Here is a 20,874-nt window from a genome sequence, read left to right as displayed (position 1 = left end):
GTTATCCGGCTGCGGCCCGACTTCGCGCGGGATTTTGCTCCGGCAGCTTCGCGATGACTTCCGGGAGGCCGCCCGGCACAACGTGGATCGGGTGAGCGAAATCATTTCGCAGCCGTCAAAGCGCCTCGCGGACGAGCGGGCAGGACATGCAGCGCGGGCCGCCGCGGCCGGAGCCGAGTTCGGTGCCGCTGATGCGCAGCACCTCGACGCCGGCGGCTTCCAGGCGGGAGTTCGTCTCGACGTTGCGCTCGTAGGCGACGACGACGCCGGGGGACAGCGCGAGCGTGTTGTTGCCGTCCTCCCACTGCTCGCGTTCCGCGGTGACCGGGTCCAGGCCGGTGTCGATGACGCGGAGGCGGTCGATGCCCATCGCGCGCGCCGCCGCGTCGAGGAACGGCTCCGGGTCGGAGACGTCCAGGTCGCCGTCCTTGGGGCGCAGCGCGTACGCGGTCAGCGAATGCTGCACCGCCGGGTACATCACCACGGCGTCCGCATCGACCATCGTGCACACCGTGTCCAGGTGCATCGACGCGCGCTGCTGCTCGATCGGCACGGCGAGCACGGTGTGCGCGAGGTCGTCGGCGAACATCGAGCGGGCGAAGGACTCCGCGCCCGCCGGGGTGGTGCGTTCGCCGACGCCGATCGCGACCACGCCCGGCGCCAGCAGCAGCACGTCGCCGCCCTCGACGGGGGCGGAGTGCGCGCCGTACGCGCGGGCAGAGTGCGAGAAGCGCGGGTGGTAGGCGTAGATCAGGTCGGTGAGCGCGGACTCGCGGCGGCGGGCGGGCATCGCCAGCGCGGCGATCGCCGCGCGGTCACCCACCCACACTGAGGAGTCGCGGGTGAACAGCAGGTTCGGCAGCGGCGTGAGCGCGAAGTCGTGCGAGTGGTGCATCCGGCGCACCAGCGAACGGCCTTCCGAACCGGGTAGTTCCTCGAAGGTCATGCCCGCGGTCAGCGCCTCCGCGAGCACCTGTTCGGGCACTGTGGACAGGTAGGAGCGGAGGGTGTCGGCGACGTCCTGGCCCAGCCGCAGCTCGTCGACGCCGGAATGCACCGCCGCGGCCCGCGCCCGCGCGTCGCCGAGGGTCTGCACCAGCAGGTCGCGCAGCAGCACGACCTCGATGCCGCGGCCGCGCAGCACATCGGCGAAGGCGTCGTGCTCGGCCTGCGCGCGGTCCACCCACGGGATCGCGTCGAACAGCAACTGGTCGCTGTTGCGCGGCGTGAGGCGTTTGAGCTCGTTGCCCGGGCGGTGCAGCAGAACGCTGTGCAGGCCGCCGACCTCGCTGCGCACGTGCGGTTCACTCACGTCGCGGAAGCCTAGTCGGCGTAGCCGAAATCGGAACCGCCCCGGCTTCCGGAAGATCGATCCTTGCGCAGAAAAGTCGATCTACGGCGGGATCGTTGCGTTCAGGGCAGCCAACCGACGTGCCCGCGCAGCGCCGCGTAGCCGACGAACGCGACCACGTCGATCAGCGCGTGCCCGGCCACCAGCGGCCACAGCCGGTTCGTCCGCTGCCACACCCGGCCGTAGACCAGGCCCATCACCAGGTTGCCCACGAACCCGCCGAACCCCTGGTACAGGTGGTAGCTGCCGCGCAGCACCGCGGACAGCCACAGCGACCGGTTCTCCGACCAGCCGAGCTGCCGCAGCCGGGTCAGCAGGTAGGCGACCACCAGCGCTTCCTCGGCGAAGGAGTTGCCGAACGCGGAGAGCACCAGCACCGGCGCCCGCCACCACGCGTCGTCCAAAGTGGACGGCTGCACGGTGAGGCTCAGGCCCAGCGCGTGCGCGACCAGGTAAAGCCCGAGCCCCGGAACGCCGATCAGCGCCGCCAAGCCCGCGCCGCCCGCGAGGTCGCGCCACGGGCGCGAACGGTCCATGCCGATCCGGGCCAGCGCGATCCCGCCGCGCCACAGCAGGAAAATCCCCAGCGCGCCCCAGGAGAGCAGCCGCAGCACGCTCGCCAGCTGCTCCAGCAGGTTCAGCAGGCCCAGCTGCGCCTGCGGCCGATTGATCGCTACCGACTGGTCGGCCAGCGGCGCCTGCTGCGAGAGTGCGTCCAGCAGCGAGAGCAGGCTCTGCAGACCCGACATGCCCAGCGTCACGGTGAACACCACGACCAGCTCGACACCGATCATCCGGCGCTGGGCCGGGTCGGTGAGCTCGCCGGGTTCGGCCGGCCGGGCCGGGAACGACCAGGTGCGCACGATGCTCACCCGGTGCACCGTACCGGCCCGCGATTCGCGGAAGATTCCCCGGACGATACGGGGAAAATCGGCGGCGGTCCGGCGGAACCGCACGCGGACGTGAGACATCCGAGCGGGGGGCCGCCGATCTGCGGTCCGGCAGGACACGGGCCGACGAAGCGCGGCCGACGAAGCACGGGGGCCGAGACACGAGGGGGACGGGCGATGACCGGCTACCGGGTTTTCCTGCGCGGAGAGCCCTCCACCGAGCACGTGCTGGCCGCATTGGAGCTGGTGCACCCGTTGCTGGCGCTGGACGGGCCGATCGGTCCTGCGGACCTCGTCGGGGTGCGCGGATCGCTGCTGATCGAGCTGCGCGAGGACCACGAGGAGACCGATCACGCCGGGCTGGCGCGCTATCCGCTGCTGGTGCGGTTCGTGCCCACCGCGAACGAGATGTCGGCGTGGATCGCCGCGCACGCGTTCCTGTGGCGGGTCACCCGCGGCGGACACGTGGACGAGGCGCTGCTGCTGGGAGGCGACGCGGAGCCGCTGCGCTACAAGCGCGGCCGCATCGAGCCGTTGCACGGCAGCCGTTCGCGGACCGAGGACTGACCGACAGCGCCGGTGAGCGCTGCTACCCGGCCTGCTGAGCGGCCAGGAACGGGCAGCCGACCAACCGGCGCAGCTCCAGGCCCAGCGCCTTGGCGTCGGCGACCGGGCCGGAGAACGCCAGCCGGACGTCGTGATCGCCGTCCGCGGACTCCACCCGCAACCGCAGGCCGAAGCGGTCCAGCCCGAGCGGGCGGATGTGCCCGCCGCGCAACTCCTCCGGCAGGTGCCGGGCCAGCAGGCCCACCACGTCCCGGTGCGAGCTCTCCAAGTGCCGCAGCCAGCCGTCCTCCAGCAGGCAGAACGGGTCCGGGCGGGCCGCGCTGAAGTCCGCGGCGGGCACCGAGCAGGTGCCTTCGGCGTCCGCGAGCACCAGCGAGGCCGGGTCCAGCTTGAGCACCGAAGCGCCGTGCCCGGCGTCCAGCAGCCTGCTGTCCGGGCGCTGCTCGGCCACCGCGAGCACGTCCTCGCGGGCCTGCTCGCCGCTGAGCAGCCGGATCGTGCCGGTCAGCCACAACAGGCCGCGCACCGGTTCGCGCAGTTGCACCGGAGTGGGATCGGCGAGCTCGAGCACCGCGGTCAGCTCCGCACGCGGCGACTGCCACGCGGTCCCGACCAGCGGGTGCTCGTCGGCGAGCAGCACCGTCGCGGAGCCGTCCGGGTGCACGTGGTGCAGCAACGGGGAGATCCGCGCGGCGGTCTCGCCGGAGGGCATCAGCGCGGCCCGCCCACCGCGCCGGGCAATCGTCCTGGCCCGCTCCGCCGGGTTCGGCTTCGCCGGGCGACGTGTCGTCCTCTCGCGCACCGCTCACCTCCTACTTAGGTAAGCCTAACCCAATCGCTCCGGTGGGGGAAAGTCGTTTCCGTCTTACCAGGTGATCGGTTCCTGCTGCGCGCATCCGACGGGTGAATCCCGGGTGCTGAGCACGCTCCGTCCCTTCCCCCGGGGGAACCGCCGCACGAGTGATCGGCGCTCGAAGCCGGTTCGGCAGCGGCCGCCCGCGCGATCAGCTCCGAGCGGAGTCCGCGCGGCCTGTCGCCCGCCCGGATGAGGCGGCTTCGCAACGCGCACACCAGGGCCGATGATCGGCCGGTGGGAGGCTGGTCAAGTCCGCCGAACGTTCGTATATCGGCCACCTTTGTTCACTGAACGGCGCGGCATTAGCGTGTTCGCCGTGTCAAGCGCTGTTGAGCTTCGCGCGCCGGGTCCGCGCGGCATACCGCCCCTGTTCTCCCGACTGGTCGACGACGCCGCGCTGTTCCCACCGGGCAGCGCGCCGGCCCCGGAGGCGGTGTCCGCCCACCTCGCCGCCCGCGGCGGGCAATACAGCGGGCTGCTCGGGCCGATGCTGTGCCAGGCGTCCCGGCTCGCCGAGCTGATCACCGAGCTCGCCAAGGCCAAGCCCGCCGAACCGGTGCCGCTGTCGCTGGTGTGCGACACCGGCCTCGGCGGCGTGCCGAAATCGCTGTCCATCATCGAGGGCCGCCAGGAGCTGCTGGCGCTGCGGATGGTGGAGATGCCCGCGCCCTCGGACGTCGACGACATCTGGCTCGAGCGGGTCTCCGAGTTCGTTCCCGAGGACGTGGTGCGCGTCGTGGAACCCCGCCGCAGCACCGAGGACGGCTGGCTGGACGGGGTCAAGCGGGTCGCCGAGCACGGCTGCTGGCCGAAGCTGCGCTGCGGCGGGCCGACCTCCGAGTCGGTGCCGCCGGTCGACGTCGTGGCCGACTTCCTGGCCACCATCAGCACCCTGTCCGTGCCGTTCAAGACCACCGCGGGCATCCGCTCGGCGGTCCGCGGCGAAGACCCCGACAACGGGTACGTGCGGCACGGGTTCCTGAACATGCTGGTCGCCACCGCGCGCTGCCTGTCCGGCAAAGACGTGCGAGATGCGCTGGCCAGCACCGACGCGGAGGCGCTCGCGGAGGAGGCGAACTCGCTGTCGGACGAGGCCGCCACCGCGGTGCGCGACGTGTTCTCCTCCTACGGCTCCGACTCGCTGACCGACCCGGCGACCGACCTGGAAGGGCTGGGGCTGTTGTGACCTGGATCGAGGATCCCGAGTTCGCCGCGGACAAGCCGTTCGGGCCGCAGACGCTGCCCTACGGCGTGCTGGTCACCTCCAGCGGCCCGGTGATCTGCGCGCGCGTCGGCAAGCACGCCTTGCCGCTGCGCGGGATCGCCGACTCGCTCGGACCGCGGCTGGCCGAGCTGGTCAGCGCGAACTCGCTGGATCCGCTGCTGGCCGCGGGCCACCAGCGGTGGCGGGAGCTGCGGGAACGGCTCACCGAGCTGGTCACCGCGGATTCCGCGCCCGCGGGCGCCGGGCTGCTGCGTACCGACTGGCACACGCTGGTGCTGCCGTTCCGCGTCGGCGACTACGTCGACTTCTACTCGTCGCGGCACCACGCCGAGAACGTCGGGCGCATCTTGCGGCGGAGTTCGCCGGTCCTGCCGGAGAACTGGACGCACCTGCCGATCGGCTACCACGGCCGGTCCGGCACCGTGCAGGTTTCCGGCACCGACGTGCCGCGGCCCAGCGGGCAGCGGCGCACCAGCGGCGACCTGCATCCCGCGTTCGGCCCGACGCGGCGGCTGGACTTCGAAGCCGAGGTCGGGTTCGTCTGCGGCGGGGAACCGGCCGCGCAGGTGGCCACCGCCGACTTCCCGGCGCACTGCTTCGGGGTGGCGCTGGTCAACGACTGGTCCGCGCGGGACCTGCAAGCTTGGGAGGCGCAGCCGCTCGGGCCGTTCCTGTCGAAGTCGTTCGCCACCTCCATCGCCGGGTGGATCACGCCGCTGGAGGCCTTCGAGCAGGCCCGCGTTCCGCTGCCGGAACGCGAGCACGGGCTGCACGACTACCTCCTCGAGATCGACCCGTGGGGCCTGGACCTGGCGCTGGAGGTGCGGTGCAACGACATCCCGCTGTCCCGGCCGCGGTTCGCCGCGATGCACTGGTCGCCCGCGCAGCAGCTGGCGCACATGACGGTGAACGGCGCGCAGGTGCGGCCGGGCGACCTGTTCGCCTCCGGGACCGTGTCCGGGCCGTCCCGCGAGGAACGCGGGTGCCTGCTCGAACTCACCTGGGGCGGGGCGGAACCGATCACCCTCGACGACGGTGAGCAGCGCACCTTCCTGCAGGACGGGGACCGGGTCACGCTCGGCGGGACCGCGCCGGGGCCCGATGGCTCGGTGGTCGGGCTCAGCGAGGTCACGGGCACCGTGCTGTCCGCGGCCTGGCGGTGACGCCGGTGAGCCGCCCGCCCGTGCCCGAGCCTGCACGCGCACCCCGCTCGCAGGTGCCGCGCGAAGCCCCGGCCGCGCCGAAGGAGACTTCGCTGACGCTGGAGCGCGGCCTGAACCTGCTGCAGGCGGTGGCCGACGCGGAAGGTTCGGCACCGACCATCAGCGATCTCGCGCACGCCGCCGGGGTCAGCAGGGCCGCGGTGTACCGGCTGCTCGGGCCGTTGCAGAGCCGCGGCCTGGTGCGCCGGGAAGGGACCCGGGTGCGGCTCGGGCTCGGCGTGCTGTGGCTGGCCGGGCGGGTGCTGCCGCAGCTGCGGTTCGCTTCGCTGCCCGCGCTGCGCGGACTGGCCGAGCGGGTCGGCGCGACCGCGCACCTGACCGTTGCCGACGGCGGGGACGCGCAGGCGGTCGCGGTGGTCGAACCGTCGTGGACGAGTTGCCACGTGTCCTACCGGGTGGGGACGCGGCACCCGGTGCAGCGCGGCGCGGCCGGGCGAGCGGTGGATCTGCCCGCGGGCGGGCCGCGGTGGGTCGCCGCGGGCGGGGAACCGCACGCCGGGACGTCCGGCGTGGCCGCACCGGTTCGCGGGGTGCCGGGATTGCGGGCGAGCGTCGGCGTCCTGTCGCTCGAACCGCTGCCCGCCGACGAGATCGGGCCGCTGGTCTTCGACACCGCGCAAGCGGTGGCCGACGCGCTGCGCTGATCGGCCGCCGAATTCGTTTCATTCCGTATTTCGCCTTTTCGTTCCGGCAGGCTCGGCGGAGAAGGGTTCCGCGCGGCGCGGGTTATTGGTAGAAAAGAGTGGCCCGAGCCACCTGCCAGGACCAAAGTCCCGGGTGGTGCCGGGACCAAAAGTCCCTTCGTGCAGGACGCCCGTCCCTGATCGGGCCGATTCCGGCGGCGGCAGACTGGCCGCGTGGACCTCCTCGACATCGCCCGCTGGCAATTCGGGATCACGACCGTCTACCACTTCCTGATGGTTCCGCTGACCATCGGGCTTTCGCTGCTGGTCGCCGGAATGCAGACGGCTTGGGTGCGCACCGGGAAGCAGCGCTACCTGCGGATGACCCGGTTCTGGGGCAAGTTGATGATGATCAACTTCGCGATGGGCGTGGTCACCGGGATCGTGCAGGAGTTCCAGTTCGGCATGGCCTGGAGCGAGTACTCGCGGTTCGTCGGCGACGTGTTCGGCGCCCCGCTGGCCATGGAGGGCCTGGTCGCGTTCTTCGTCGAATCCACCTTCCTGGGGCTGTGGATCTTCGGTTGGGACCGGCTGCCGAAGCGCGTGCACCTCGCGTGCGCCTGGGCGTTCTCGCTGGCCACGGCCGCGTCGGCGTACTTCATCCTGGCGGCGAACTCGTGGATGCAGCACCCGGTCGGCATCGAGTTCGCCGACGGGCGCCCGCGGCTGAACTCGATCTGGGCGGTGCTGGGCAACAACACCGTGCTGGCCGCGTTCCCGCACACCGTCTTCGGCTGCTTCGCGGTGGCCGGTTCGTTCCTGATCGGCATCGCCGCCTACAAGATCGCCAAGCACCACCGGAACTCGGACCCGGACGACGAGGACCGCAAGCTCTGGCACGTCTCGATGCGGCTGGGCGCATGGGTCGGCGTGATCGCGTTCGCCGGGCTCGCGCTGTCCGGCGACGTGCAGGGCAAGCTGATGTTCGAGCAGCAGCCGATGAAGATGGCTTCGGCCGAGGCGCTGTGCCACACCGAGCAGCCCGCCAGCTTCTCGATCTTCGCCTACGGCGACGTGGGGCAGCCGAACTGCGAGGACGTCAAGAGCTTCACCGTGCCCTACATCCTGTCGTACCTGGCCAACGGCGACTTCAGCAGCGAGGTCAAGGGCATCCAGCAGCTGGTGCCGGAATACCAGGCCAAGTACGGCACGCACCTGCCGGACGATCCGCGGATGGGGCAGTACGCCGGGGCGCCGATCGACTACGTGCCGAACCTGCCGGCCACTTACTGGGGATTCCGGTTCATGATCGGCTTCGGGGCGATGGCCGCGCTCGGTTCGGTCGCGGTGCTGTGGCTGACCCGCAAGAACCGGTTCCCGAAGGGACGCTGGTGGGCGCCGCTGGCCGTGGCCAGCATCGCGACGCCGTTCCTGGGCAACGCGTTCGGCTGGATCTTCACCGAGCTCGGCCGCCAGCCGTTCGTGGTGGCGCCGAACCCCAATCCGTCCGGTGTGGACGGAGTGTGGATGTACACCGCGCAGGCGGTCTCCTCCGGGGTGTCGCCGGGCGAGATGCTGACCTCGCTGATCGCGCTGACCAGCATCTACGGCGTGCTGGCCGTGGTGGAGATCTTCCTGATCGTGCGCTACGTCCGGGCCGGGGTGGACGCCGCGATGCCGCACGAGCCGTCCGAGGACGAGAAGTCCGACGACACCCTGTCGTTCGCGTACTGACCGGAGTGGATGAGTGATGGACCTGCCCACGTTCTGGTTCGCCCTGATCGCCGTGCTGTGGTTGGGCTACCTGTTCCTGGAGGGCTTCGACTTCGGCGTCGGGATGCTGCTGCCGATCCTGGGCCGCGAGGAGCGGGAACGCCGGGTGCTGATCAACACGATCGGCCCGGTCTGGGACGGCAACGAGGTCTGGCTGATCGTGGCGGGCGGGGCGACGTTCGCCGCGTTCCCGGGTTGGTACGCCTCGCTGTTCAGCGCCGCGTACCTGCCGTTGCTGTTGCTGCTGCTGGCGCTGATCGGGCGCGGGGTGGCGTTCGAGTACCGCGGCAAGGTGGACACGGCGCGGTGGCGGCGCAGCTGGGACACCGTGATCGTGCTGGCCTCGTGGCTCTCGCCGATGATGGTCGGGCTGATCTTGTCGGCCAGCGTGTTCGGCCTGCCGCTGGATGCCAACGGCGATCGGGTCGGTGGGCCGCTGGGCATCCTGACCACCTCGAACGTGCTCGGTGCGCTGGCGGTGTGGGGGTTCTCGTTCCTGCACGGGGCGGCGTTCCTGTCGTTGAAGACCGCCGGTGAGGTGCGGGAGCGGGCGCGGGCCTTCGCGCTGCGCTTCGGTGTGCCGCTGCTGCTGCCGGTGGTCCTGCTGGTGCTGGTCGCGCAGTTCGCGGCGGGTTCCGCGTGGACGTGGGTTCCGCTGGTCGCCGCGCTGGTGGCGGCGCTGGCCGGACTGGTGCGGATGTACTCCTGGCGGGACGGCCAGGCGTTCGCGCTGCAGGGCCTGGCGCTCGCGGGCGTGGTGGTGACGTTGTTCGGTGCGCTGTGGCCGGACGTTCTCCCGTCCACTTTGGACCCGGCGTGGTCGTTGTCCGTCGCGGACACCGCATCGAGCCCGTACACGCTCACCGTGATGACCTGGGTCGCCGCGTTCGGCACCCCGGCGGTGCTGGTCTACCAGGGCTGGACTTACTGGGTGTTCCGCAAGCGCATCGGCGCCCACCACATCCCGCCGGTGCACGCGCCGTGAGCGGGCCGCTGGGCGCGCTGCCCCGGCTTTCCGGTTCCGCTCGCCGAGCCCTCGTGGCGGGCGGTTCGCTGGCCGTGGGCAATGCCGCCGCGCTGGTGGTGCAAGCCTGGGCGCTCGCGAGTGCGCTGGCCGAGGTGGTGGCACATGGCGTCGGTGGTGCCGCGATCAGCGATCGGCTCGGTGTGCTGGCAGGCGCGATCGTCGCGCGTGCCGTTCTGGGCTGGGCGACCGAGACGGTTTCCGCGCGGGCCGCGGCCGGGGCCAAGGAGGAGCTGCGGGCGCGGCTGGTCGACGTGGCGCTGCGCCGCGGGCCGGAGTGGATCCAGCGGCGCGGTCCGGCGGAGCTGACCGCGCTGGCCACCAAGGGGCTCGACGCGCTCGACGCCTACTTCACGAAGTACCTGCCCGCGCTGGTCACCGCCTCGGTCGTGCCGCTGCTGGTGGGGGCGTCGATCCTGTACGCCGATCCGCCTTCGGCGCTGGCGATCGCGATCACCGTGCCGCTGATCCCGCTGTTCGCCTGGCTGGTCGGGCGGTTCACCGAGCAGCGGACCGCGCGGGCGACGGAGTCGATGCAGCGGCTTTCCGGGCAGTTGCACGAGCTGGTGCGCGCACTGCCGGTACTCAGCGCGTTCGGGCGCGCCAGGGCGCAGCGCGAGGTGGTGCGCCGGGTCAGCGACCGGCATCGCACCAGCACGGTCGCCACGTTGCGGATCGCGTTCCTGTCCGCGCTGGTGCTGGAGCTGGCCTCGTCGCTGTCGGTGGCGCTGGTCGCGGTCGGCATCGGGTTGCGGCTGGTTTCCGGTGAGCTCGACCTGGCCACCGGGCTGCTGGTGCTGGTGCTCGCGCCGGAGTGCTACCTGCCGCTGCGGGCCGCTGGTGCGGCGCACCACGCCAGCGAGGACGGCGTCGAAGCGGTGCGGCGGGTCGACGAGATCGTCTCCGCGGCCGAGGACGAACGTGCCGGGACGGCGCAGGTGCCGACCTCCGGGCCGCTGCGGGTGCGCGATCTCGCCGTGGCGCGGCGCGGTGGCCGGGCACCGGACGGGCTCAGCTGCACCGCGGAGCCGGGGCGGGTGCTGCGGCTGGAAGGGTTCGACGGCATCGGCCCCAGTGGCAGCGGTAAGTCCACGACGTTCTCAGTGCTGCTCGGGTTCATCCGGCCGGAGCGCGGCACGGTGACCTACGGGGGCATCGACATCGCGGAGTTCGATCCCGCGCAATGGCGCGGGAACCTCGCGTGGGTGCCGCAGCGGCCGGTGTTCACCGGCGGAACCGTCGCCGACGAGCTCGGGCTCGCGGTGACCGATCAGCCCGCGGGCACCGCTGCGGCGATCCCGGTCGTGCTGCGGGAAGTCGCCGCGGCGCACCTGCACGATCGCCGCGTCGACGGACTGTCCACAGGGGAGCGCCAGCGGGTCGCGGTGGCGCGCGCGTTGCTGCGGCTCGAAGGCGATGCGCGCGTGCTGCTGCTGGACGAACCCACCGCGCACCTCGATCAGGCCACTGCGCACAAAGTCGACAAAGCCATTAAGCGCGTTGCCGACCGCGGTGTGACGGTGGTGCTCGCCAGCCACCGGCCGGACGCGGTACCCGCCGAACCCGAGGCCGCGCACGCCGCGGAACCTGCGGAAGTGCCCGGTTTGGAGCCGGCGCGCGGGCGGCTGCGCGAGCTGATCACGCCGCGCACCCTGGCCGGAGTCGGGTTCGGCGCGTTGTCGCTGATGGCGGGGTTGGCGCTGACCGCGGCCTCCGCGTGGCTGATCGCTCGGGCCTCCCAGCAGCCACCGATCCTCACACTGTCCGTGGCCGTTGTCGGAGTGCGCACGTTCGCGCTCTCGCGCGCCGCGCTGCGCTACGTCGAGCGCCTCTGCACGCACGACGCGGCGTTCCGCCTCTCCGGCGTGCTGCGGCTGCGCCTGTGGGATGCGCTGGTGCGCCTAGGCCCGGCGCGCTCCGCCGCGCTCCGCCGCGGCGACGGCGCCGCGCGCCTCGTCGACGACGTCGACTCGGTGCGCGACCTGGTGCCGCGGGTCCTCCTCCCACCGCTGATCGCGGTGCTCGTCGCCGCGGCGGCGGTCGCCGTGCAGTCCGTCGTGCTGCCCGCAGCAGGTGCACTGCTCGCCGCCGCGCTGCTGCTCGCCGCCTTCGGCGGCTGCGCTGCCGCGCTGTTCGCGGAGCGGCGCGCGAGCGCCGCGGTGGCCGATGGCCGTCGCCGCATCGCGGCTCGGCTGCTGGCGCTGCTGGACGGCGCGGGTGAGCTGATCGCGTTCGGTGCGCACGCCGATCGGCGTGCGGAGCTGGCGGATGTCGATGCGCGGCTGGCCGCTCGCGCGCGCCGCGCGGCCTTCGGCGCTGGTGCGGCCACGGCGGTGCAGGTGCTCGCGGTGGGCATCGCGGTGCTCGGTGGCGCGTGGTTCGCGGCTCAGGCGGTGGCCGCCGGACGGCTCGCGCCGGAGCTGGCGCCGTTGCTGGCGCTGGTGCCGCTCGCCGCGGCGGAGGCGGTGGCGGAGCTGCCCGCCGCGGTGCAGCAGTGGCGGAATCTGCGCACCGCGCACGATCGAGTCGCTCCGCTGCTCGAGGCGGGCGCACCGGCATCGAGTCATGAGTCCGAAGTGGACACGACGGCCGAGCGCGCGGAGACCGGCGACATCGAGCTCCGCGACGTCCATGTCCGCTGGCCGGGTGCACCCGCGGCCGCGCTGCACGGCGCCACGGTTCGGATCCCGGCGGGCGCGCACGTCGCGATCCTCGGGCCGTCCGGAAGCGGCAAGTCGACATTTTTGGCTCTGCTGCTGGGGATGCTGCCGGTGGAACGCGGCGAAGCGCGCGTGCCGCAGCGGTTCGCCTGGTGCCCGCAGGAACCTGGCCTGGTGGCCACCACGGTCCGGGAGAACCTGCGGATGGCCGCACCCGAGGCCGATGACCGGCGGCTGGCCGAGGCGCTGCTGCTGGCCGGGTTGCCGGACTGGGGCGAGCGGCTGGGCGAGTTCGTCGGCTCCGGAGGCACCGCGCTGTCCGGTGGTGAGGCGCAGCGGCTCGCCCTGGCTCGCGCTTTGCTCGGCGAGGGGCCGCTGCTGCTGGACGAACCGACCGCGCACCTCGACGTCCCGACCTCGGACGCACTGCTGCGGCGCCTGCACGGCGACGCCGCCGGACGAACCGTGCTGCACGTGACGCACCGCCCCGCGGAGACCGAGCACGCCGACATGGTCCTGCGCATCCGCGACGGCCTGCTCACCGTTGCCCGTGACGACGCGCTCGAAGTCCGACCGTGAACCGACCCGGCCCGGGTGAACGGCCGGTTCGTCCCGGTAGGCCGGTCGAAAAGTCCGTTCGCTCCAGCACGATTTCGAGTGAACGGCCTGTCTGCCCGATCTATTGGGACGAACGGTCCGTTCACTCGGAGGCTCCGGGTGCGGGTTCGGCCGGTGGGCGCCGCCGGGCGAGGACTAGCCTCGGGATCGTCATGGATTCCACGCTCGCCCAGCGAATGCTCGCGGCGTCCACCGAGATCACCAAGGCCGCGCTGTCCTCCGAGGAGCCCGACGCGGTGCTGCCGATGGTGGTGCGCCGCGCCGCCGCGCTGGCCGAAAGCGACCTCGGCCTGGTCATGGTGCACGCCGACGACGGCCGCCTCACCGTCGAAGCCGCGCACGGCGCCTCCACCGCGTCCAGCGACCCGGTGGGCGCGGTGCTCTCCGCCCGGTCGGCCGCGGCGCGGGCCGCGCGCAGCGGCGTGCCGGTGGTCGTCGACGACCTGATCGACGACCCGATCACCGCGCCTTACGTGCCGCCCGCGCTGCGGGCTTACGGGCCGTTCGCGGTGGCCCCGTTCGGCACCCGGGAGCGCAAGCTCGGCGCGATCGCGGTGTACCGCAAGCGCGGTTCGCCGACGTTCAACCGGGTGGCGGTGGAGGTGCTGACCGGGTTCGCCGCGCAAGCCGGTCTCGCCCTGGTGCTGGCCGAAGGCTCCACCGCGCGCCAGCGCATCGCCGTCTACCAGGAGCGGGAACGCATCGCGCGGGACCTGCACGACGTGATCGTGCAGCGGCTCTACGGCGCGGGCGTGCAGCTGGAAGTGCTGGATCGCAAGCTCGCCGGGCGGCTGGCGGCCGAGGACTCCGAACGGCTCACCGAGACCATGGACCAGCTCGACCAGACCATCGCCGAAGTCCGCGCGACGGTGCGGGCGCTGCGCTCGTCCGACCCGGAGACCGCCGAGGAGGCCCCGGACCTGGCCGACTCGATCCGCTCCGAGGTGCACACCGCGGGGGAACTGCTCGGCAGGCCGCCGAAGCTGGACATCGACGGGGATCTCACCGGCGTGCCCGTCGCGATCGCCGATCACGCGCGGGCCGCGCTGCGCGAAGCGCTGTCCAACGTGGTGCGGCACTCGGGCGCCCGCACCGTGCTGGTGCGGGTGCGGCGCGCTCCGGAGTCGATGCGCCTGCAGGTCGTGGACGACGGGTGCGGGATTCCACGGGACGTCAGCAAACGCGGGCTGCGGCACCTGGAGGAACGCGCCGCGGCCGCGGGCGGGCGGTGCACCGTGAATTCCTCGCCGGACAGCGGCACCACGGTCACCTGGGAAGTTCCGTTGACCTAGAGAGTTGTTTAGCACGTGGTTTGCGTAGGTGGTCGGGCTGAGTCCTCGGGCACCGCAAGCGGCTTCGTCGCTTTCTGAACAGAACTAGCTGGCTGTGCGCGTGCGGCTGCCCGGCCTGAAAGAGCATCGGAGCCTCGTGCGGCTCAGCCCGTGCCGCTCAGCCCTGCCTGCGGGCGACCCAGGCGGCGGCCTGGGTGCGGCGTTCCATGCCGAGCTTGGCCAGCACCGCCGTGACGTAGTTCTTCACCGTCTTCTCCGCCAGGAACAGCCGCTCGGCGATCTGCCGGTTCGTCAGCCCTTCGCCGATCAGGTCCAGCACCCGGCGTTCCTGCTCGGTCAGCGCCTCCAGCTCGTCGGCCGGGCGGTCGCCGCCGCGGCGCATCCGCTCCAGCACCCGCGCGGTCGTCACCGGGTCCAGCAGCGAGCGGCCCGCGGCGACTTCGCGCACCGCGTTGACCAGGTCCTGCCCGCGCACCTGCTTGAGCAGGTAGCCGGACGCGCCGGCGTTGATCGCGCCCACCAGCGCCTGCTCGTCGTCGAACGCGGTGAGCACCAGGCAGCGCGGCGGCACCGGCAGGTCCCGCAGCCGGCGGCACAGGTCCAGCCCGTCCCCGTCCGGCAGCCGCATGTCCACCACCGCCACGTCCGGCTCCGCGGCCCGCGTGCGCACCACCGCCTCGTCGACGCCGCCGGCTTCGGCGACGACGTCCACGTCCGCTTCGGTGCTGAGCAGGTCGCGCAGGCCGCGACGGACCACCTCGTGATCGTCCACGAGCAGCACGCGCACCGGCACGCCCTCACGCTACGACCGCGTGCCCGATCACCTTCGGTAAGGGTGCCCTGATCAGGACGTGAAAAAGCGGACCGCCGGGTGGGCGGTCCGCTCCTCGGGCGGTTCGCGTCAGCGCCGCTTGCGGGCGGTCTTCTTGGCGACCTTGACGCCTTGCTGGGTCTGCTCGGCCACGACGTGCGCGCCGTGCCTGGCGCGGTAGGTAACCGACGGTTTGCCCTCGGTGTCCACCGCCGCGATCAGCAGGCCGCCGAGCAGGCCGAGGTTCTTCAGGAACTGGGTCTGCTGCGCACTGCGCTCCTGCGGATCGTCGATCTCCCAGAAGGCGTGCCCGACCAGCGTGGTCGGCACGACGCTGCCCGCCAGCAGCAGCGCCGCCAGCCGGGGTGCCTTGCCCAGCGCCAGCAGCGTCCCGGCGCCGATCTTGACCGCGCCGTCCAGCCGCACCAGCGTCTCTGCGTCGGTCGGCACCTGGTCCGGCAGCGAGTCCTGGACGTTGCCCACCGTCTTGTCCACCAGCGGACGGGCGGCCTTCGCGTGACCTTCGGCGTCGCGGAGGGCGCCGATCCCGCCGTAGATGAACACGGCGGCGAGCAGGGGACGGGCCAAGCGGCGGATGAGCATGTGGACCTCCTCGGTGTTGCCGCGGATCCCGACGGTACTCACCCCGGCCTCGACACGCTCGCATCAAGGCGCAGAAGTTGATCCCTACTTCGGGAACAATCCGCAAAGTTGAGTCGTTTGCACTCATGTAAGCGGCGTCGGCAGATGGGAACCGGCGCCAAGTGCACTAGTGGAGTGATGCAGCGATGGCTCTTGCCGTTCGAGGATGGGATCCGTTCACCGGCCTGAACCGCCGGTTCGACCGCGACTTCGACGCGCTGGTGCGCCGTTCCTTCGGCGGTCGTGCTGCGCAGCCGTTCGTCCCCGCGGCCGACGTGGTGCGCGACGGCTCGGACGTGCTGATCCGGCTGGAGCTGCCGGGCGTGGACGTGGACCAGGACGTCGACGTGGAGGTCTCCGGCGGGGTGCTGACGATCAGCGGCCGGCGGGCCGAGACGTCCGAGCAGACCGAGACGTCCGGGCAGGACGACTCGGGCGTGCTGGTGCGGGAGATCCGCAGCGGCTCGTTCCAGCGCCGGTTCAACCTGCCGGATGGCGTGACCGGTGAGCGGGTCGAGGCCGACTACGACCGCGGTGTGCTGCAGGTCCGGGTGCGCGAGGCGGTGCCGCAGGCGCCGAGCCCGACCAAGGTGGCGATCCGCGACCGCTCGGCTGAAGAGTCCCGGGAAGCTGAGCAGGCCCGGGAAACCGGGGAGTGAGCGATCGGGCGGCCGCCCGCCGTGCCGCACGGCGGGCGGCGCCGGACGTTCAGCGGAGCACCGTTCGCCCGGCGATGTGATCGCGGGGTCCACCGCGACGTCGTCGTGCAGCGCCCGGCTCAGACGTGGTCGGCGCGGGCGAAGATCTCGTCCCACGCCGCACCGACCTGGTGCGCGCACAGCTCGGGGGTCACCCCGCCGACACCGGTCCCGAGCCCGGGCAGCGCGATGCTGCGCACGACGTCGCGGACCGGCATCCCGTTCTCCAGCACCCCGCGCGACCACAGCTGCAGCACCGCACGCGCCGCGAGGTACGGGTGCACGGTGTCGGCGGGCAGCTGCTCGCCGGGCTCGCGCATGGTCGGCGCGCTGACCAGCCACGCCGGGCCGGGTGCGCCGGTGGGCACCAGCAGCGCCTCACCGACCGGCAGTTCCCCGCCGTGGTAAGCGAGCACGGCGCTGCGCACGTTCTGCTCGACCTCGGGAAAAACGCGCGCGTACATCGCGTCCACGCCGCCGCGCATCCAGCCGTAGGAGTTCGCCGGGCTCACCACGGCGTCCACCCGAAGGTCCAGCACCGAACCCTGGTGCACGTCGAGCCCGGTGCGGTCGCCGGCGATGCCGCGCCAAGCTGCGGCCAGCGGCTCGTCCAGCGCGCTGAGGACGAGCCGCAGCTCCGGTTCCGCTCGGTCCGTTGAGCGCTCCGAATCCGCGGTCACGCCCACAGCATCGCAGGAAAGGGCCACTGCATGTAATTGGGTGCGTCACACATTCGTAGATCAACCCTCACCGAACCGGGGCGAGGTGGTAGGAATCGGGCGCCCCGTAGGCTGGTCGCCGTGCCGCAAATCGCCTACCTGGGACCGCCGGGAACCTTCACCGAGCAGGCGACCCGGGTCCTCACCGCCGACTTCGACGCCGAACCGGTGCCGTTCGAGACGGTGCCGCAGGCGTTGAGCGCGCTGCGCTCCGGGGACGTGCTGGCCGCCGGGGTGCCGGTGGAGAACTCGGTGGAAGGCGCCGTGCCCGCGACGATGGACGCGCTGGTCAGCGGCGAACCCCTGATCGCCGTCGGCGAGGCGATGATCCCGGTGCGGTTCGACGTGCTGGTGCGCGCGGGCGCCACCGCCGACCAGGTCGGCACGGTCGCCAGCCACCCGCACGCCATCGCGCAGGTCCGCGAGTGGCTGGCGGACAGGTTGCCGCAGGCCGAGGTCCGGGCCGCGGGTTCCACCGCGGCGGCCGCCCGGTCGGTCGCCGCGGGCGAAGTCGATGCGGCGATCTCATCGCCGCTGGCGATCGAGCAGTTCAGCGGGCTGGAACGGCTCGCGACCGGGGTGGCCGACGTCCCCGACGCGCTCACCCGGTTCCTGCTGCTGCGCAGGCCGGGCGCGCTGCCCGAACCGACCGGCGCGGACCGCACGTCGATCGCCGCGGTCATCGGCGACGAGGTCGGGTCGCTGACCGAGCTGCTGATGGAGCTGTCGCTGCGCGGCATCAACCTGTCCCGCATCGAGTCGCGGCCCACCAAGGACCGGCTCGGCGAGTACCGGTTCTTCCTGGACTTCGACGGCCACGTCGCCGACGCCCGGGTCGGGGACGCGCTCACCGGCCTGCGCAGGCGATGCAGCGAGGTGCGGTTCCTCGGCTCCTACCCGAAGGCCGACCATTCCCCGGCCAGCGTGCGGCCGTCCGCCTCGGAGCAGGCGTTCCAGGCATCGGCCCGCTGGCTGGAACGCATCCGGGCAGGAGGTTCCCCATGACCGAGTTCGCGCTGCGCGCCCGCGCCGACGGGCTGCGGCTGCTGCTGGTGCGGCACGGCCAGACCCCGTCGAACGTGCGGGGCGCGCTGGACACGCTGCCGCCCGGTCCCGGGCTCACCGACGAGGGCTCGCAGCAGGCGGAGGCGCTGGCCGGGCGGCTGGCCGACGAGAAGGTCCTGTCCATCCACGCGAGCCGCGCGTTGCGCGCGCAGCAGACCGCCCGCCCGCTGGCCGACCGGCACGGGCTGGACGTGGAGGTCGCCGACGGCACCCACGAGATCCACGTGGGTGAGCTGGAAGGCAACGCCGACGCCGCGTCCCGGCAGCGGTTCGACGAGGTCTACGCGGGCTGGCACCTGGGTTCCCCGGACGTGCCGATGCCCGGCGGGGAAACCGGCGAGCAGGCGCTCGCCAGGTTCTTCGGCTCGGCGCAGCCACTGCTGGAGGACGTGCTGACCGGCTCAGTGGTGCTGGTCAGCCACGGCGCGATGATCCGCCTCGTCGCCGGGCGCCTGGCACCGGAGGTCGACGGCGAACGCGCCAACGCGGCTTACCTGCCGAACACCGGGCTCATCGCGCTCGAAGCCGATTCCTCCTCGCCGACCGGCTGGCGCTGCACCCAGTGGGACGATCTCCCGGCCTGATCGAAGAGTTGTTCAGGGATCGGTTCGGGTAGCTGGTCGGATGGCGGCGCCGGCTGACGCCGCTTCTTGACAGAGCCAGCGGTTCCGCGAGCACGCCCGCTGTTCCGATCAGACCCGCGATCAGGCCCAGCCCAGCGAGTGCAGCGTCTCGTCGTCGATGCCGAAGTGGTGCGCGATCTCGTGCACGCAGGAACTACCAATGCACACCTGTGGTCCGTTAAGCTGATCACGGGGGGGAGGAGCGAAATGTCAGGCACCGGACAGGGCGCATCGTCGCTTCTGGCAGTGCTTTACCTGCGGATTTCGGATCTCACCGACACGTCGACCTCGATTCCCCGGCAGGAGGATGCCGGTAGGAAGAAGGCCGAGTCGATCAACGCCCAGGTCATGGACGTCTTTAAGGACGAGGACAAGTCTGGTTACCTCGCCCACGTCGAGCGGCCTGGGTTCGAGAACGCCCTGAACTCGCTTCGAGATCGCCGTGCGCACGTGTTGATCGTGTACAAGGTCGACCGTGCGACCCGGCAAGGGATTCCGCAGGCTTCCGAGATCATCAAGGCGGTCTACGAGATGGGCTGCCGCTTCATCTCCATCGCCGACGGGATCGACTCGAACAACCCAGGATGGGAACTACAGCTCACCATCGTCGCTCACCAAGCGCACCAGGAATCGAAGAACACAGCGACGCGCGTGAGCGACCTTCGGGTGTGGGAGCGGAACGAGGGCCGGTGGATGGGGCACCGCCCGTACGGCTATCGGGTGACCCCCGCCAGGAAGTTGGAGCAACATCCCGAAGAGGCCGCGGTCGTCGCGACGGTGGTCGATAAACTACTGCGTGCTGACCCGCCCTGGTCTCTACGCGCAATCGCTCGGTGGCTGAACGAGCAGGGGTATGACTGCCCTCGATGGGCCAGCCGTAAGGAGAGGATCGCGCAACTGGAGTCGAAGGGCGAGCCCCTGAAGGCCCAGAAGCTTCGCGAAAAGCCGATGAAGTACGCGAACTCCTGGTCCTGGACCGTCGTGCGCCAGCTCGTGACCTCGCCCGTAATGGTCGGCTATTTGCCGCACAAGGGCGAGATCTATCGCCATACGGACACCGGTGAGGAGGTCCGGGTGGGCTCCGAGATCATCTCGCTGGCTGACTACACAAGACTTCGCGCGAAGTTCGGGCAACGCACTCCGGTCTACTGGAACCGGGGAGTGGGCAGCAGCAAGCCGGCACCGACGACATCGCGTCCTGCGCGGGGGCTCCTTGTCGATCTGCTCCACTGCGCAGAGTGCGGCGGTCGGATGACCTATGACACCACGCTGATGCGTCAAGGGAAGATTATCCCTCGATATCGCTGTGGCCGTCGAGCGAGGGGCGGTCGTTGCCCGGGGACGGTCATCAACGGCCCCGCCGTGGAATCGCTCGTATTCAGCGCGGTGATTTCCCGTCTTACCTCCCGTACACCCGACGACCCGGCGGTGCTCGCGATTGCCGAGCGGTGGGACGACGTACATCATCCTGATCGAGCGGCCCGCAGAGCCGAACTCGAAGCCGCCATCGGTGAAGAAGAAGCCTTCTTGGAACGTATGGAGGATGAGAAGCTGAAGGGTCTGTTCACCGGGGAGCGTGGCGAGAAGCGGTTCAGGCGACGATACGACACGAGCAACGAGCGTCTGACTCAGTACGAGGCCGAGCTTGCGTTGATCCCGGACGGCCAGTCATTGGATGTTGGCTTTATCAACATCTTGGAAGAGTTCGCTCAGTCCTGGGCAGACTACCCCTTCGCTGAGCAGCGCACCTTCCTGGGCATGGTCGTGGAGCGCGTTTGGGCGCACAAGGCGCGTGTCTCGGGAGTCCGGCCATCGCTCGATCGACTCAAGTTCTGGTTTGTTGGCGAGCCCGAGCCGCCGCCTGTTGGTGTCACGATGTCCCTCACGACCGTGTGATTACTCAGAGCATTCGAACTGTGTGTTCCGAAGCCAGTGTTGCGGATACGGCCGTAACACTGGCTCTGTCCTGTTACAGCCGTGCATCTCCATGCGCTGCCCGGTTACGCGCGTTACGGGGGTTACGGTCCTTGGGGCAAGGTCATTTCGAAGTCGCCCCCGTGCACCTACTGTGATCGCGCCGCCCGGTCGGGCTTTCGTCTTCTCTTCTTATATTAAAAATATAAGAAGAGAAGCGTACTTGCTGGCTCTGCTCCCTCAAGTCGTAACAACGTAACTTCCGTAACTACGCGGATCGCAAGGCCGATTTTGCCCCAA

The 20,874-nt window shown here is 71.3% G+C and carries 19 protein-coding genes; 12 read left to right on the top strand and 7 right to left on the bottom strand.

The window, feature by feature from the left end:
• Window positions 1–115: 115 nt before the first annotated feature.
• Both V1457_RS07220 and V1457_RS07215 read right to left on the bottom strand, forming a co-directional pair.
• Window positions 116–1,297: an arginine deiminase gene (locus V1457_RS07220; protein WP_338604877.1), complete on the bottom strand. Its 1,182-nt coding sequence runs from the start codon at window positions 1,295–1,297 to the stop codon at window positions 116–118.
• Between the two features lie 116 nt (window positions 1,298–1,413).
• Window positions 1,414–2,223 carry a CPBP family intramembrane glutamic endopeptidase gene (locus V1457_RS07215; protein ID WP_407074754.1) on the bottom strand — a complete coding sequence of 270 codons (810 nt, stop codon included), beginning with the start codon at window positions 2,221–2,223 and terminating at the stop codon, window positions 1,414–1,416.
• A gap of 195 nt (window positions 2,224–2,418) precedes the next feature.
• Here V1457_RS07215 and V1457_RS07210 point away from each other — a divergent pair, with 195 nt between their 5' ends.
• Window positions 2,419–2,808, top strand: coding sequence for a hypothetical protein (locus tag V1457_RS07210; protein WP_200068104.1), 390 nt, complete (start codon window positions 2,419–2,421; stop codon window positions 2,806–2,808).
• 22 nt (window positions 2,809–2,830) lie between these two features.
• Here the strand turns inward: V1457_RS07210 and V1457_RS07205 are convergent, their stop codons facing one another.
• Window positions 2,831–3,610 carry a DUF2470 domain-containing protein gene (locus V1457_RS07205; RefSeq protein WP_295148744.1) on the bottom strand — a complete coding sequence of 260 codons (780 nt, stop codon included), beginning with the start codon at window positions 3,608–3,610 and terminating at the stop codon, window positions 2,831–2,833.
• A 370-nt stretch (window positions 3,611–3,980) separates the two neighbouring features.
• On the opposite strand from V1457_RS07205, the gene V1457_RS07200 reads away from it, so the two are divergent.
• The 7 genes from V1457_RS07200 (at window position 3,981) to V1457_RS07170 (ending at window position 14,102) form a co-directional block, all read left to right on the top strand.
• On the top strand, window positions 3,981–4,850 hold the full coding sequence (locus tag V1457_RS07200) for a hypothetical protein (RefSeq protein WP_295148747.1): 870 nt from the start codon (window positions 3,981–3,983) through the stop codon (window positions 4,848–4,850).
• Window positions 4,847–6,052 carry a fumarylacetoacetate hydrolase family protein gene (locus V1457_RS07195; RefSeq protein WP_338601697.1) on the top strand — a complete coding sequence of 402 codons (1,206 nt, stop codon included), beginning with the start codon at window positions 4,847–4,849 and terminating at the stop codon, window positions 6,050–6,052. The genes V1457_RS07200 and V1457_RS07195 overlap by 4 nt, the downstream gene beginning before the upstream one ends.
• A gap of 20 nt (window positions 6,053–6,072) precedes the next feature.
• Window positions 6,073–6,756, top strand: coding sequence for a helix-turn-helix domain-containing protein (locus tag V1457_RS07190; RefSeq protein WP_338604873.1), 684 nt, complete (start codon window positions 6,073–6,075; stop codon window positions 6,754–6,756).
• A gap of 213 nt (window positions 6,757–6,969) precedes the next feature.
• Window positions 6,970–8,469, top strand: a complete 1,500-nt coding sequence (locus V1457_RS07185; RefSeq protein WP_338601694.1) for a cytochrome ubiquinol oxidase subunit I — start codon at window positions 6,970–6,972, stop codon at window positions 8,467–8,469.
• 16 nt (window positions 8,470–8,485) lie between these two features.
• Complete coding sequence (gene cydB, locus V1457_RS07180) at window positions 8,486–9,493, top strand: cytochrome d ubiquinol oxidase subunit II (RefSeq protein ID WP_338601691.1); 1,008 nt, start codon at window positions 8,486–8,488, stop codon at window positions 9,491–9,493.
• Window positions 9,490–12,771: a thiol reductant ABC exporter subunit CydD gene (cydD, locus tag V1457_RS07175; protein ID WP_338601688.1), complete on the top strand. Its 3,282-nt coding sequence runs from the start codon at window positions 9,490–9,492 to the stop codon at window positions 12,769–12,771. The genes cydB and cydD overlap by 4 nt, the downstream gene beginning before the upstream one ends.
• A gap of 191 nt (window positions 12,772–12,962) precedes the next feature.
• Window positions 12,963–14,102: a GAF domain-containing sensor histidine kinase gene (locus V1457_RS07170; RefSeq protein WP_200068123.1), complete on the top strand. Its 1,140-nt coding sequence runs from the start codon at window positions 12,963–12,965 to the stop codon at window positions 14,100–14,102.
• A gap of 157 nt (window positions 14,103–14,259) precedes the next feature.
• Here the strand turns inward: V1457_RS07170 and V1457_RS07165 are convergent, their stop codons facing one another.
• Together V1457_RS07165 and V1457_RS07160 are read right to left on the bottom strand one after the other, a co-directional pair.
• On the bottom strand, window positions 14,260–14,895 hold the full coding sequence (locus tag V1457_RS07165; RefSeq protein ID WP_200068124.1) for a response regulator transcription factor: 636 nt from the start codon (window positions 14,893–14,895) through the stop codon (window positions 14,260–14,262).
• Window positions 14,896–15,003: 108 nt separating this feature from the next.
• On the bottom strand, window positions 15,004–15,516 hold the full coding sequence (locus V1457_RS07160; RefSeq protein WP_200068655.1) for a DoxX family protein: 513 nt from the start codon (window positions 15,514–15,516) through the stop codon (window positions 15,004–15,006).
• A gap of 185 nt (window positions 15,517–15,701) precedes the next feature.
• Here V1457_RS07160 and V1457_RS07155 point away from each other — a divergent pair, with 185 nt between their 5' ends.
• Window positions 15,702–16,214 carry an Hsp20/alpha crystallin family protein gene (locus V1457_RS07155; protein WP_338601682.1) on the top strand — a complete coding sequence of 171 codons (513 nt, stop codon included), beginning with the start codon at window positions 15,702–15,704 and terminating at the stop codon, window positions 16,212–16,214.
• A 119-nt stretch (window positions 16,215–16,333) separates the two neighbouring features.
• Here V1457_RS07155 and V1457_RS07150 read toward each other — a convergent pair whose 3' ends face one another.
• Window positions 16,334–16,933 carry a macro domain-containing protein gene (locus V1457_RS07150; RefSeq protein WP_407074753.1) on the bottom strand — a complete coding sequence of 200 codons (600 nt, stop codon included), beginning with the start codon at window positions 16,931–16,933 and terminating at the stop codon, window positions 16,334–16,336.
• Between the two features lie 120 nt (window positions 16,934–17,053).
• On the opposite strand from V1457_RS07150, the gene pheA reads away from it, so the two are divergent.
• Window positions 17,054–17,977 carry a prephenate dehydratase gene (gene pheA, locus V1457_RS07145; RefSeq protein ID WP_200068127.1) on the top strand — a complete coding sequence of 308 codons (924 nt, stop codon included), beginning with the start codon at window positions 17,054–17,056 and terminating at the stop codon, window positions 17,975–17,977.
• On the top strand, window positions 17,974–18,621 hold the full coding sequence (locus V1457_RS07140; protein WP_233626565.1) for a histidine phosphatase family protein: 648 nt from the start codon (window positions 17,974–17,976) through the stop codon (window positions 18,619–18,621). Before pheA ends, V1457_RS07140 begins: the two co-directional genes overlap by 4 nt.
• A gap of 120 nt (window positions 18,622–18,741) precedes the next feature.
• On the opposite strand, the gene V1457_RS07135 is transcribed toward V1457_RS07140, so the two are convergent.
• Complete coding sequence (locus V1457_RS07135) at window positions 18,742–18,828, bottom strand: metallopeptidase family protein (protein ID WP_338604870.1); 87 nt, start codon at window positions 18,826–18,828, stop codon at window positions 18,742–18,744.
• Between the two features lie 39 nt (window positions 18,829–18,867).
• Between V1457_RS07135 and V1457_RS07130 the strand changes: the two genes are divergently transcribed.
• Entirely contained in the window at window positions 18,868–20,556 is a 1,689-nt protein-coding gene (locus V1457_RS07130; RefSeq protein ID WP_338601676.1) for a recombinase family protein, read from the top strand.
• Window positions 20,557–20,874 lie beyond the last annotated feature (318 nt).

The sequence above is a fragment of the Saccharopolyspora sp. SCSIO 74807 genome (genome assembly GCF_037023755.1).
Classification (GTDB): Bacteria; Actinomycetota; Actinomycetes; order Mycobacteriales; family Pseudonocardiaceae; genus Saccharopolyspora_C; species Saccharopolyspora_C galaxeae.
The sequence above is the reverse complement of the archived record's forward strand: the minus strand, read 5'-3'. Positions and strand labels throughout refer to the sequence as shown.

Bases quoted from the DNA above. Each gene is read 5' to 3' on its own strand.
- V1457_RS07140 (WP_233626565.1), top strand. From the start codon at position 17,974: ATGACCGAGTTCGCGCTGCGCGCCCGCGCCGACGGGCTGCGGCTGCTG.
- V1457_RS07130 (WP_338601676.1), top strand. From the start codon at position 18,868: ATGTCAGGCACCGGACAGGGCGCATCGTCGCTTCTGGCAGTGCTTTAC.
- V1457_RS07210 (WP_200068104.1), top strand. From the start codon at position 2,419: ATGACCGGCTACCGGGTTTTCCTGCGCGGAGAGCCCTCCACCGAGCAC.
- V1457_RS07160 (WP_200068655.1), bottom strand. From the start codon at position 15,516: ATGCTCATCCGCCGCTTGGCCCGTCCCCTGCTCGCCGCCGTGTTCATC.
- cydB (WP_338601691.1), top strand. From the start codon at position 8,486: ATGGACCTGCCCACGTTCTGGTTCGCCCTGATCGCCGTGCTGTGGTTG.
- V1457_RS07155 (WP_338601682.1), top strand. From the start codon at position 15,702: ATGGCTCTTGCCGTTCGAGGATGGGATCCGTTCACCGGCCTGAACCGC.
- V1457_RS07170 (WP_200068123.1), top strand. From the start codon at position 12,963: ATGGATTCCACGCTCGCCCAGCGAATGCTCGCGGCGTCCACCGAGATC.